The sequence below is a fragment of the Thermoclostridium stercorarium subsp. stercorarium DSM 8532 genome, assembly GCF_000331995.1.
Lineage (GTDB): Bacteria > Bacillota > Clostridia > DSM-8532 > DSM-8532 > Thermoclostridium > Thermoclostridium stercorarium.
This window is the reverse complement of record NC_020134.1, coordinates 2,250,288-2,262,595: the sequence shown is the minus strand read 5'-3', so window position 1 is coordinate 2,262,595 and position 12,308 is coordinate 2,250,288. Positions and strand designations below refer to the sequence as shown.

Here is a 12,308-nt window from a genome sequence, read left to right as displayed (position 1 = left end):
TTGCTGGAATTTTTAACGGTCAATATTCTTTTCTAAGGGGGGCAAAACAAATGGACCGGGAAAACCGATTGAACGACAGGATGTACTGGCTTAAAATCCTCACAAAAGTAATCGATCCTGTTTTATCCTCTGCAGCCGAAAGGAAACTGAAAGAACTTATGCCGGTTGCGAATAAGTCCAGAAGTAATGTTTCAAGGCTGGAAGCCATAGGCAGAACATTGTGCGGGATTGCGCCATGGTTGGAACTGGGACCCAATGACGGCGAAGAAGGAGTTTTAAGGCAAAAGTATGCTTTCCTTGCCAGAGAAGCCATAGACGCTGCAACTGATCCCGAGTCGCCTGATTACTGCACTTTTGTTTATGATAAGGACGCCGGCGGCCAGCCTCTTGTAGATGCGGCATTTTTGAGTCATGCCATTGTCAGGGCTCCCCGCGAATTGTGGGAGAAACTTGACACGCAAGTAAAGAAAAATCTTGTTAAGGCTCTGAAAGCCACACGCTGTATCAGGCCGGTAAGGAATAACTGGCTGCTTTTTTCGGCAATGGTAGAAACCGCTTTGTATATTATGGGAGAGGAATTTGACAAAGTACGGGTGGATTACGCAATATTCCAGCATGAACAATGGTACAAGGGCGACGGGGTATACGGAGACGGGCCGTACTTTCATTGGGATTATTATAACAGCTTTGTAATCCATCCGATGTTAATAGACGTTGTTAATACTCTTGGCGGTTCCTACGGTGATTACGGCATGGAACTGCAGAAGACAATTATGGAACGGGCGCAGAGATATGCTGCAATTCAGGAAATGCTTATTTCGCCGGAAGGAACATACCCGGCCGTCGGCAGATCAATAACCTACAGGTGCGGTGCGTTTCACCTGCTTGCTCAAATGGCGCTTATCGAAAAACTGCCCGAACGCATATCACCGGCTCAGGTTCGCTGCGCGTTGACAGCGGTTATAAAGAACACGCTTGAAAGCAGTGAGAATTATGACAGTGAAGGATGGCTGAGAATCGGTGTGTGCGGCCATCAGCCCGGGCTTGCGGAACCTTATATTTCAACCGGAAGTCTTTATCTTTGCACTACCGCATTCCTGCCCCTGGGGTTAAGACCTGAAAATGAGTTCTGGCAGGCTCCGCCGCAGAAATGGACTTCACAGAAAATATGGTCAGGAGAGGATATGCCGGCAGATCACGCGATTGATGCATGAAATAGGTCCGGTGAGTGGGTTTAAACAGGCCTGACCCCATGTTCAGGCCTGTTTTTTGCATGTTAACTGATTGTTTTCCCTGAAGTCGGTCGCACTCCTGCGACATACGGGCATTTTTATGACGGCGAATAAAGCGTCGCATTTTTGCGGCAATAAACCTGTGCTGTCTACAATTATGCATACAATTCTGTTATAATAAAGTATAAAATCTGCCTGACAGGGATAAAAAATGAGCATGAACGAACTTAAAAAACAGCTTAAGGAAAGAAACATTGGAAAATTGTATTTTTTTACCGGACCTGAACAGTTTCTGGTTAAATATTACATTAATGAAATAATAAGGATACTGCTGCCTGAAAACGTAAGATCCTTTAACTGTAATGTTTTTGAAGAAAAAGTGACATTTAAGCAGATTGAGGATGCGGTTTCGGTTTTTCCGGCTTTTTCGGACAGGCGTGTGGTAGTGGTTAAGGAAAGCAGCCTTTTTAAAACGGGTGAAAGCCAGCAGCGGTATGATGATTTTTTCAGCTCTCTCCCTGACTATATATGCCTAATTTTCACCCATACCGAGCCGGATAAAAGGACCTCGCTTTATAAGTCGCTGAAAAAATACGCTATGGTTGTTGAGTGTGAGTGGCAGAAGGCAGACGCTCTGGCCAAATGGGTGGTTAAAGTTTTTGCGTCGTATAACAAAAAGATCAGTGCCAATGACGCGGCATTTCTGGTTAATCTTCTTGATCCCGATATGACGCTGATATATCATGAAATTGAAAAAATCGTATGTTACATGGGCGAAAAGACGCAGGTAACCCGCGACGTTATAACCGATATTGTTTCACGTAGCTCAAAGGCCAAAGTTTTCGACCTAATTGATGCCATGTCTCAGCGGAGAATGTCCGATGCCCTTAAAATCATGGACGAACTGATTGAGCTTAAAGAACCCGTCCCATTGATTATGGCGATGATAGGGAGACAGTTATTCATTCTTTTGAAAATGAAAAGGCTGGAACAAAAAAGGGTGCCTCCGCCCGAAATGGCGAAGCTGCTGGGTATTATGCCTTATTTCATTGATAAAACCAGGAAACAGGCTGCGAATTTTTCGGCTGACGTTCTGAAACGCCTGGCGTATAAGTGCGCCGAAACAGATCTGGCCGTGAAAACCGGACAGATTGACGGAAGGCTTGCCATTGAGCTTTTATTGATGGAGATCAGCTAATCTGGTAATATTATAAATGTGTATAACCAGAACTTATGGTTACAATTAAGTTTTGATTGCGAAGGAGCGCTGTGTTATGGGATACATAAGGGATCTGTCCATCCAGTTTCTGCTTGGATGTACTTTGACAAACTGGATAAAACTTTTGTGGCAGAACAGGGATAAGCCGATATACTGGAAGAGTCTGCCCAAATTCATATATATTACTGTTGTTATAATTCTACTGACACCGGTACGCCTTATAGAAAAACTGCTTTTTGACATTAAGGTGAAGAACACGAGAATAGAAAAGGATCCCGTTTTTGTTCTCGGACACTGGCGCAGCGGAACAACTTATCTGGTCAATATGCTGTCTCAGGATGAACAGTTTGCCGTAACCAATGCCATCCACTGTTTTGCTCCGAATATGTTCCTTACCTGCTATAAGGCCCTCGACTGGCTTTTAAGCAGGGTACTTCCCAAAAACAGGCATATGGACAATGTTCCGCTGGATACGGTATCCTCGCAGGAAGAGGAATTTGCGATTGCCAATATGTCTACCCTTTCCAACTACCATTTGTGTTTCTTTCCGAGAAATCATGCCAAATACCAAAAATATGCGTATTTTAGGGATATGACCGAAGATGAAATCAGGGAATGGAAGAAAAAATATCTGTTTTTACTTAAGAAAGTCACATACCAGCAAAAGGGAAAGAGGCTTTTGCTGAAAAGCCCCACAAACACAAGCAGGGTGAAGGAACTTCTTGAGCTGTTCCCCAACGCAAAGTTTATTCATATATACAGGAATCCGTATAAGGTATATGTTTCGACAAAAAGGCTTTATGAAAAATTTTTCCCTGTTTTCGAACTTCAGAAGCCCATACCCGACGAGGAGGCCGATGAAGTTCAGATGGACATTTATGTAAATATGTATAAAAAATTCTTCGAGGAAAGGCATCTGATACCTGAGGGAAATCTTGTGGAAGTACGTTATGAAGACGTGGTAAAGGATCCTTTGGGCAGCATTGAGATGATATATGAAAAGCTGGGGCTCGAAGGGTTTGAAAAGGCCAGACCGCGGATTGAGAAATATATTGAATCCCAGAAAGGTTACAGGCCGAACAAATACACATTGGATCCGAAGATAATGCAGAAGGTTGCCCAGCGTTATGATTTTGCTTTCAAGGAATTTGGGTATCCCAAAACATTGTCGTAAGGCTTGCATTAAAAAACAGGTGGAAAGGTTTGGTATGCAGTTTATTACAAGCAGACAGAACAAAGCGGTTAAGGAAGTTATATTGCTTAAGGATAAGAAATACCGCAGGAAACTGCGCAAGTTCGTGACAGAAGGATACAGATTTCTTCATGAAGCGGTCAACTCCGGAGCGGTAATTGAGCATGTTTTTTTCTCGTCGGACACTGCCATGGAGGACAGAAATGAGCTCGTGGAAAGGCTGGGCCCGGAAGTACGGCTTTACGAGATACCCCATGAGCTGTTCATGCAAATGGCTGAGACAGATACTCCTCAAGGAGTTCTTGCGGTTGTACGAATGCCCGAAACAGAATTAAAGACAATTTTTAAGGAAGGTTTCAGGGGTTTGGTTCTGGATTCAATTCAGGATCCGGGCAATGCAGGGACAATGATAAGAACCGCCCATGCGCTGGGGTTCGATGCCGTTGTGGCGACAGAAGGAACGGTTGATCTTTATAACGGAAAGGTTTTGCGTTCCACGATGGGCTCAATTTTTTATATTCCGGTACTGGAAAATGTAAAGCCTGAGGATATTTTCGCCTTATCCAGGGAAAAATCAATACGGGTTATATCTTCAAGGCTTGAAAACGCCAGACCGTGTCAGGGCGTGGATTTGACGGGCAATTTTTTTATAGTGGTGGGTAACGAGGGGAATGGTATTTCGGAAATATTTCATGAGAAATCGGACGAATTTGTAAAAATCCCGATGCCTGGGGGGGCGGAATCCCTGAATGCTGCAGTCGCGGCTTCGATACTGATGTACGAAAGCAACAGACAGCAGGCAGCAGGGTTGTAAAAATTGCTGAAGAAGATTATCGGCATATTGTCAAATTTTTACCTGAATATACTTGAAAAATGGGAAAAAGTAATATAGAATAATTTATTGATTGTTATTTTGTTAACGATGGCCCGTAATGGTCAAAAATATATATATTTATATATTCAGGAGGAGATAATATGGCAATTAAAATTGGTATTAACGGTTTTGGTAGAATCGGACGCCTGGTTTTCAGAGCAGCTATGCAAAGACCTGATATTGAAGTTGTAGGAATAAACGATCCTTTTATTGATCTTGAGTACATGAAGTACATGCTGAGATATGATACCGTACATGGGCATTTCGACGGGGAAATCAGCGACAAGGACGGAAAACTGGTTGTAAACGGTAAGGAGATTACCGTATTCGCGGCAATGAATCCCGAAGAAATTGACTGGAAGAGCTGTGGCGCAGAATATATCGTTGAATCCACCGGTGTGTTCACGACAATGGACAAAGCAGCAGGGCATTTCAAGGGTGGCGCTAAGAAAGTTGTTATTACCGCTCCTTCAAAGGATGCTCCTATGTTTGTTATGGGTGTAAACCATGATAAATACACAAAGGATATGAATATAGTTTCCAATGCTTCATGTACAACAAACTGCCTTGCACCTATTGCAAAGGTTCTGAATGACAAGTTTGGTATTGTGGAAGGGTTAATGACAACCGTACATGCTATAACCGCTACTCAGAAGACAGTTGACGGTCCTTCAAAGAGAGACTGGAGAGGCGGAAGAGCTGCAAGCTTTAATATCATTCCTTCTTCAACAGGTGCTGCTAAGGCAGTTGGCAAGGTTATTCCCGAACTGAACGGAAAACTCACCGGTATGGCATTCCGTGTACCTGTTGCGGACGTTTCAGTTGTTGACTTAACCTGCCGCCTTGAGAAGCCTGCTACCTACGAAGAAATCTGCCAGGCTATGAAGGAAGCTTCTGAAAACGAATTGAAAGGTATTCTCGGATACACCGAAGACGAAGTTGTATCATCCGATTTCATTGGTGATTCCAGAACTTCAATCTTCGACGCTAAGGCAGGAATTTCACTGAATGAACACTTTGTAAAGGTTGTTGCATGGTACGACAACGAATGGGGTTATTCGAACAAGGTGGTCGACCTCATTACCCACATGGCGAAGGTTGACGCTGAATAATAAAGAAGGCTTGTTTTTGCATCAGGCATCCTTCTCAGGATGCCTGTTTAAATTAAGGAACAGCGGATAAATATAATTATTCAGCCGAGATAGCAAGTGGTGTAATACTTTGATAAAGGAGAGGGAGAACAATGGGCATGTACAATAAAATGAGCATAGAGGATATTGACGTTAAAGGGAAAAGGGTTATTGTAAGAGTGGATTTCAACGTGCCGCTGGACAGTGAAGGTCGTATTACCGATGACAAGCGTATTGTCGCCGCGCTGCCGACCATTAAGTATCTGATTGACCATGGTGCAAAAACAATACTGGTATCTCACCTCGGTCGTCCTAAGGAAGGCTTTGAACCCAAATACAGTATGAAACCGGTAGCAGTAAGGCTCAGCGAACTTCTGGGGCAGGAAGTTATCCTTGCAAAGGATGTCGTCGGCGAGGACGCGAAAACCAAGGCTAAGGAACTGAAGGAAGGCCAGGTTTTGTTGCTTGAAAATGTGCGTTTCCATAAGGAAGAAACCAAGAATGATCCGGCTTTTGCAAAGGAACTGGCTTCAATGGCGGATATATTTGTAAACGACGCTTTCGGTACTGCTCACCGTGCACATGCTTCCACCGCCGGACTGGCCGACTATCTGCCCGCAGTATCAGGTTTCCTGATTAAAAAAGAAGTGGATATCATGGGCAAGGCACTGACCAATCCTGAAAGGCCGTTTGTTGCAATTCTGGGCGGTGCCAAGGTTTCAGACAAAATTACCGTTATTGAAAATCTGCTTGACAAGGTTGATACGCTGATTATCGGCGGAGGAATGGCATATACCTTCCTTAAGGCTAAGGGATACAGCATAGGAAATTCCATTTGTGAGGACGACAAGCTGGATTTTGCCAAAGGGCTTATAGAAAAGGCAGAAAAGAAAGGTGTTAAACTGCTTCTCCCCATAAGTAACGTTGTAGGTAAGGAATTCAGCGCTGATACCGAGTACAAGGAAGTAGCTTCAAATGAAATACCCGACGGATGGATGGGTCTGGATATCGGTGAATCAACCATTAAGCTGTTCAGTGAAGAAATTAAAAAAGCCAAGACAATTGTATGGAACGGTCCGATGGGAGTTTTTGAATTCCCGAATTTTGCAAGGGGAACGAAGAAAATTGCCGAAGCAGTTGCCGAGTCAGGCGCAATATCAATAGTCGGAGGCGGAGATTCTGCAGCAGCCATTGAACAGCTTGGTTTCGCGGATAAGATTACCCATATATCCACAGGTGGCGGTGCTTCACTGGAATTCCTTGAAGGTAAAGAATTACCCGGCATTGCCTGCCTGATGGACAAAAAAAAAGAATGAAAATGGCGGCAGGTAACTGGAAAATGAATAAAACACCGAATGAAGCGGTGGAATTCATACAGAATCTGAAAGATAAAGTTAAGGATGCCGAAACCGAAGTAGTTGTAGCGGTGCCATACGTGGCCATTCCTGCGGTGGTTGAAACCTGCAAGGGTACAAACATTAAAGTCGGAGCACAGAACGTACACTGGGAGGACAGCGGTGCGTACACAGGCGAAGTATCCTGCAGTATGCTTAAAGAACTGGGAGTTCAGTACGTTATTATCGGACATTCAGAGCGCAGGGAGTACTTCGCCGAGACCGATGAGACAGTAAACAAAAAAGCCCACGCAATACTGAATGCAGGCATGACTCCGATTATATGCTGTGGTGAAAGCCTTACCCAAAGAGAGCAGGGAGTTACAAAAGAGCATATCCGATATCAGATAAAGATTGCACTGCTTGGCCTTACAAAAGAGCAGGTATCAAAACTTGTTATAGCTTACGAACCCATTTGGGCCATTGGCACCGGTAAAACCGCAACGGCTCAGCAGGCGGAAGAAGCATGCTATGTAATTCGTGAACTGGTTAAGGAGCTTTATGATGAGGAGACGGCTGAAAGTGTCAGAATACTTTACGGCGGAAGCGTTAAAGCCTCGAATGCGAAAGAGCTCTTTGACATGCCGAACATCGACGGTGGTTTGATAGGGGGAGCCAGCCTGAAACTTGATGAGTATGTTGCGATAGTCAATTATAACAAGGCATGAAATAATAATTCCGGCCCTCCGGATAACCCGGAGGGTTTTTTCGTAAAACCAAAATGAACCTGGAGGTTTGAAATATGCTGAAAAAGCTTAATAATTTTAACGGCTACAAAGGTCCTGTCGTTATAGTGGTCATGGACGGAATTGGCATGTCCGAGGTAACCGAGGGAAATGCCATTTACCATGCATATACTCCGAACCTTGACATGCTGTTCAAAAAATATCCCAATACCCTTATAAAAGCCCATGGTACGGCGGTAGGACTCCCGACCGACGAAGACATGGGCAATTCCGAAGTCGGGCACAACGCAATAGGTGCAGGACAAATATACAGCCAGGGTGCAAAACTTGTTAATGAAGCAATTGCAACGGGTAAATTATATGAAGGCAAGGCTTGGCGCGAAATTGTGGAAAATGTATTGAAACACAATTCGACACTGCACTTCATTGGCTTGTTCAGTGACGGAAACGTCCACTCCCACATTGATCACCTGAAGGCCCTGATAGTGCAGGCTAAAAAGGAAGGAATAAAAAGGGTAAGGGTTCATATACTTTTAGATGGCAGAGATGTTGGGGAAACGTCGGCTCTCGAGTATGTTGATCCTTTTGAGGCCTTCCTTTCAGAAATAAGGTCGGATGACTTTGACGTAAAAATTGCCAGCGGCGGCGGCCGTATGAAAATTACCATGGACAGATATGAGGCCAACTGGGGAATGGTTGAACTGGGCTGGAAAACCCATGTGCTCGGCGAAGGCAGATATTTTGCTTCAGCAAGGGAGGCAATTGAAACTCTTCGTTCCGAAACCCACGCGATAGACCAGGATCTGCCTCCGTTTGTAATAGCCGAGAATGGTGAACCGGTAGGGACAATAAACGACAATGACAGTGTCATTTTCTATAACTTCCGTGGTGACAGGGCGATAGAAATAAGCCGGGCTTTTGAGGAAGAGAATTTCACAAAGTTTGACAGAAAAAGGTATCCGAAGGTTGTATATGCGGGAATGCTGGAATATGACGGGGATCTTCATATCCCTAAAAGATACCTGGTTCCGCCGCCGGAGATCAAAAACACAATGGGCGAATACCTGTGCAAATCAGGAGTGACGCAGCTGGCCATTTCGGAGACCCAGAAATACGGGCATGTTACCTATTTCTGGAACGGAAACAGAAGCGGAAAGTTTGACGAAAAGCTTGAAACATATATAGAGATTCCGTCGGATATTGTGCCTTTTGAGCAGCGTCCGTGGATGAAAGCCGCCGAAATCACTGACAGGCTCATTGAAGAGCTGCGTACGGGAAAATACCGTTTCGCAAGGGTTAATTTCCCGAACGGAGATATGGTAGGCCATACAGGAAATTTCCACGCAGCCAGAATTGCAGTGGAAACCGTTGATTTGTGCCTTAAGCGGATCATGGACTGTGTGGATGAACTTGGCGGAATGGCGATTATTACCGCAGACCACGGCAATGCTGACGAGATGTTTGAACTTGATAAAAGCGGAAAACCGAAACTGGACGAAAACGGGCAGGTAAAGGCAAAAACCAGCCATACACTCAACAGGGTGCCGTTTATCCTTTATGATAATTTCAATAGGGACAGATACACGCTTAAAAAGGGCAATTTCGGGCTCGCCAATATTGCAGCGACTGCTGTAAACCTTCTGGGATTTGAAGCTCCGGATATTTGGGAAGAAAGTATGATTGTGATTGACAAATAACCAAAATTTATAATATTATAAAACGACAAGGTGGGAAGCATTCGTTGTATAGACGGGAGGATTTATGCGAATACTGGGTATAGACTTTGGTGATGCAAGAATAGGTGTCGCGGTAAGCGATCCTCTGGGGATTACTGCTCAGGCCGTTGAAACCATTCACTGGAAGGGAGAATGGAAAAAACCCCTTGAAAGGATTAAACAGCTTACCGAGTATTACGGCTGCGACACCATTGTCGTCGGGTTCCCCGAGAACATGAACGGTACGGTTGGCGAACGGGGAATCAGGACGCAGAGGTTTATTGAGAAGCTGAAAGAGTATATGCCCGGTGTGAGCGTGATCCCGTGGGATGAAAGACTTTCCACTGCACAGTCGAGACAGGTATTGCTTGAGATGGGGATCAACAGCAGAAGACACAAAGGAAAAATTGATCAGATAGCGGCCTCCATAATATTGCAGAGCTATATGGATGCCAGGAAGAGGTTTTAAGAATTCTGCCACTTTGTGGCGGTAAAAATATTAAACAGTCGGAAAGACTGAATAAAGTTAAGGAGGTTTTTGTATGCAGGACAACAAATGCAACGGATGCGACCACCCGCATGATCATGATCATGACCTGGATTTGGACTATGATTACGACGATCTGGATAATATTATTGAATTAACTGGTGAAAACGGGGAAACTCTGAAAGTGGAGTTTCTGGCAACCGTTAAGGTCGACGATCAGGAATACGCCGTACTGCAGACACTGGAAGATGATGACGAGGACGACGAAGCCGAAATTGTCATCATGAGACTGGAATTTGACGATGATGCGGACGAGTATTACCTGATTGCCGAAGAAGACGAAGAGGTACAACAGAAAGTGTTTGAAGCCTTCCAGAAGGAACTGATGGAAGGGGAAGAAGAAGACGAGGACGAAGACGAGTAAATTTGAAAGTTAGTACCGGATTTATAAAACTGTCAGAGAGAGTATGCAAGTAAAAACTCTGTCTGACAGTTTTTTTATACTTTTATACTTTTATACTTTTATACTTTTATACTACCGCCGTTCCCGTTGCGTTTTATAGCGTTTCATCGCCCTTAAGCGGCGGCCTGGAATGTAAAATATACCCTTTATAACCGCCTGACTGCTGTTTTTCCACCCAAATCTATTAAACATTGCTTCCCTGGCGGCTTTTATAATATCAGGGTTTACACCCTTCAGGTAAAAACGCACATTCCCATCAGCCATAGCATAAAAAATATTTGTTTTGTCCTGATGTCCTCATTTGGATCTTTTTCAAATTTGGTGATTGGATGAGTTTACGATTTTATTAATAAAAACAGTTATGATTCTCTTTTTATTACAGTTTCATACGAGGTCTGAGCCTTTGTGCCTGAAACAACAATTGAACGTTTTTTGGACGTTGTTCCGGTAGAAAACTATTGCTATAAATTGTCTTTGTGATATAAGGTTGACCTTCGGAATTCATAGGTTATAATGGATGATAGAGACGGTGGCTCTGTCATTTTATTTTTGGGGGTTATTTATGAGTAAAATCAATATCAGGGATATTATCAGGAATATTACTTCAAGTAAAAAAGGTGTAATTATAATGAGCGTTCTGCTGTTTGTAATAAGTACTGCAACAACTTTCCTTATTGCTCAGTCGGCTAAGCGCAGCAATGGGCTGGATACGGCCATAGTCGACACCGAAATTACACCCGAGCCAACACCAGAGGAAACCGAAGATTTGGAACCTGCAGGGAATGATGAGAACGAATATGAAATCGGAGATAAGACCGAAGACAAAAATAACATAACGCCAACGCCTTCCCCAACACCTGTTAAGAAGGCGATTGATTTTAATTTCCCCAAGGCTGGGACAAGGCCGATTGCGGTTATGATTGATAATGAGACTGATGCCGTACTTCCTCAGGGTGGGCTTGGCACGGCGCAGGTTGTCTACGAAGCCCTTGTGGAATACGGTGATACAAGATATATGGCGTTGTTCTGGAATAACCTTCCCGATTATATCGGGCCGGTGAGAAGTGCAAGGCATTATTTTCTTGATTATGCGATGGAGTATGATGCGATTTACACCCATATAGGGTGGAGTGATTATGCATACCGTGATTTGCAGTTGTTTGACATTGACAATATTGACGGAGTCATGTCCGATGCATCCGGAGTTTTCTGGGATCTTACCGATGACAAGTCCAATTACCATGATTCATATACCAGTAGGGAAAGAATTGACAATTTCCTGAAAAAATCCGGATATTCCCTGACAACAGACAAAAAATTCCCGTTTACCTATAACACCGAAGACATGACGTACAAAAACGGCGAAAGTGCGAAGGAAGTATTTATAAAGTACAGCGTGAGCAGTTCGTGCGGGTATTACTACGATGAAGAAGCAGGAAACTATAAAAGAACCCGCCTTGGTGAGTTCCAGACAGACAGGAATACGAATGAAGTTATTCGGGTGAAGAATATTATAATTTTGTTTGTAAAAAATGAGACAATAGAAGGCGACAGATACGGAAGGCAGGAGTTGTACACAACGGGCAGCGGTAAAGGATATTATATAAGCAACGGCGTAAAGCAGGATATCACGTGGGTGAAAAGTTCCCGCGATTCCCAAACCAGGTATCTTGATGCAAACAATAAGGAAATTACAATAAATCCCGGCAATACATGGATACAGATAGTCCCCCCGAATGCCGACGTACGCATAAGATAGGATATACACCTTATTCCTTTTCTTATATTATTTTCCCATCTGGGAAAGACAATTGTATGTAATGTATTGTCAAGGCACTGGTAAAACAACGGATAACCCAACCGTATTGAAACAATAATTATAATGTACCGGAAAGGTTTATTCTGAAGAACCTTTC

General features: G+C 43.7%; 11 protein-coding genes. All 11 read left to right on the top strand.

Going from position 1 to position 12,308, the window contains the following annotated elements; genetic code table 11:
• Nucleotides 1–50 precede the first annotated feature (50 nt).
• The 11 genes from CST_RS09755 (at nt 51) to CST_RS09695 (ending at nt 12,151) form a co-directional block, all read left to right on the top strand.
• Nucleotides 51–1,214, top strand: a complete 1,164-nt coding sequence (locus CST_RS09755; RefSeq protein WP_015359738.1) for a DUF2264 domain-containing protein — start codon at nt 51–53, stop codon at nt 1,212–1,214.
• A 229-nt stretch (nt 1,215–1,443) separates the two neighbouring features.
• A complete protein-coding gene (holA, locus tag CST_RS09745) occupies nt 1,444–2,430 on the top strand; it encodes a DNA polymerase III subunit delta (protein ID WP_015359736.1) in 987 nt (328 codons plus the stop codon).
• Between the two features lie 76 nt (nt 2,431–2,506).
• Nucleotides 2,507–3,625 carry a sulfotransferase family protein gene (locus tag CST_RS09740; RefSeq protein ID WP_015359735.1) on the top strand — a complete coding sequence of 373 codons (1,119 nt, stop codon included), beginning with the start codon at nt 2,507–2,509 and terminating at the stop codon, nt 3,623–3,625.
• A gap of 34 nt (nt 3,626–3,659) precedes the next feature.
• Nucleotides 3,660–4,457: a TrmH family RNA methyltransferase gene (locus CST_RS09735; RefSeq protein ID WP_034842771.1), complete on the top strand. Its 798-nt coding sequence runs from the start codon at nt 3,660–3,662 to the stop codon at nt 4,455–4,457.
• 161 nt (nt 4,458–4,618) lie between these two features.
• Nucleotides 4,619–5,629: a type I glyceraldehyde-3-phosphate dehydrogenase gene (gap, locus tag CST_RS09730; RefSeq protein WP_015359733.1), complete on the top strand. Its 1,011-nt coding sequence runs from the start codon at nt 4,619–4,621 to the stop codon at nt 5,627–5,629.
• A 131-nt stretch (nt 5,630–5,760) separates the two neighbouring features.
• Nucleotides 5,761–6,963, top strand: a complete 1,203-nt coding sequence (locus CST_RS09725) for a phosphoglycerate kinase (RefSeq protein WP_015359732.1) — start codon at nt 5,761–5,763, stop codon at nt 6,961–6,963.
• The gene (gene tpiA, locus CST_RS09720; RefSeq protein ID WP_015359731.1) at nt 6,960–7,709 is read left to right on the top strand and encodes a triose-phosphate isomerase; all 750 of its coding nucleotides are present in this window, start codon (nt 6,960–6,962) and stop codon (nt 7,707–7,709) included. Before CST_RS09725 ends, tpiA begins: the two co-directional genes overlap by 4 nt.
• Before the next feature lie 74 nt (nt 7,710–7,783).
• Entirely contained in the window at nt 7,784–9,424 is a 1,641-nt protein-coding gene (gene gpmI / locus CST_RS09715; protein WP_015359730.1) for a 2,3-bisphosphoglycerate-independent phosphoglycerate mutase, read from the top strand.
• 64 nt (nt 9,425–9,488) lie between these two features.
• A complete protein-coding gene (gene ruvX / locus CST_RS09710; protein WP_015359729.1) occupies nt 9,489–9,911 on the top strand; it encodes a Holliday junction resolvase RuvX in 423 nt (140 codons plus the stop codon).
• A 73-nt stretch (nt 9,912–9,984) separates the two neighbouring features.
• Nucleotides 9,985–10,353, top strand: a complete 369-nt coding sequence (locus CST_RS09705; protein ID WP_015359728.1) for a DUF1292 domain-containing protein — start codon at nt 9,985–9,987, stop codon at nt 10,351–10,353.
• A 601-nt stretch (nt 10,354–10,954) separates the two neighbouring features.
• Entirely contained in the window at nt 10,955–12,151 is a 1,197-nt protein-coding gene (locus tag CST_RS09695) for a DUF3048 domain-containing protein (protein ID WP_015359726.1), read from the top strand.
• Nucleotides 12,152–12,308 lie beyond the last annotated feature (157 nt).